This window comes from Escherichia sp. WS3063, from assembly GCF_046486595.1.
Taxonomy (GTDB): Bacteria; Pseudomonadota; Gammaproteobacteria; order Enterobacterales; family Enterobacteriaceae; genus Escherichia; species Escherichia coli.
Genome location: NZ_JBJQKY010000080.1, coordinates 1 through 818 on the forward strand (window position 1 = coordinate 1; position 818 = coordinate 818).

General features: G+C 60.1%; 1 protein-coding gene. It reads left to right on the plus strand.

Annotated features, from left to right (window positions below):
- Positions 1–583, plus strand: a 583-nt coding sequence (locus ACJHYW_RS25265; protein ID WP_080312105.1) for a transposase, incomplete at its 5' end; no start/stop codon positions are given.
- Positions 584–818 lie beyond the last annotated feature (235 nt).

Here is an 818-nt window from a genome sequence, read left to right on the forward strand (position 1 = left end):
CAGCCTGCACGCCGGCGTGGCGGCCAGGGCCGATGAACGCAAGAAGCTCGAACGGCTGTGCCGGTACATCAGCCGCCCGGCGGTATCCGAGAAGCGGCTGTCGTTAACACGAGGCGGCAACGTGCGCTACCAGCTCAAGACGCCGTACCGGGACGGCACCACGCACGTCATTTTCGAACCATTGGATTTCATTGCAAGGCTGGCCGCCCTGGTACCGAAGCCCAGAGTCAACCTAACCCGCTTCCACGGGGTGTTCGCACCCAACAGTCGGCACCGGGCGTTGGTCACGCCGGCAAAACGGGGCAGGGGCAACAAGGTCAGGGTGGCTGATGAACCGGCAACACCAGCACAACGGCGAGCGTCGATGACATGGGCGCAACGGCTCAAGCGTGTTTTCAATATCGACATCGAGACCTGCAGCGGCTGCGGCGGCGCCATGAAAGTCATCGCCTGCATTGAAGACCCTATAGTGATCAAGCAGATCCTTGATCACCTGAAGCACAAAGCCGAAACCAGCGGGACCAGGGCGTTACCCGAAAGCCGGGCGCCACCGGCTGAGCTGCTCCTGGGTCTGTTTGACTGACGAGCCTGAAGGCCAACGATACCAATCAAAATGCTGCGTTCACAGCGCCGCGGCAGGGATCCGCCGTGCTGGTTGTCGGAAAAGGAGCCGCTAGTGGGAAAGAGGAGGGTAAATTTTCAGCGTTGCTGGCTCCCCGTCAGCCGGATTGGGTTGCATCGCAGGGGTGTCGAAAGAGTCAACTGCGGTCCAAAGCTGTTGGACTTGGGTGAAAAGGGCGTTTATTCTTCCTATACGT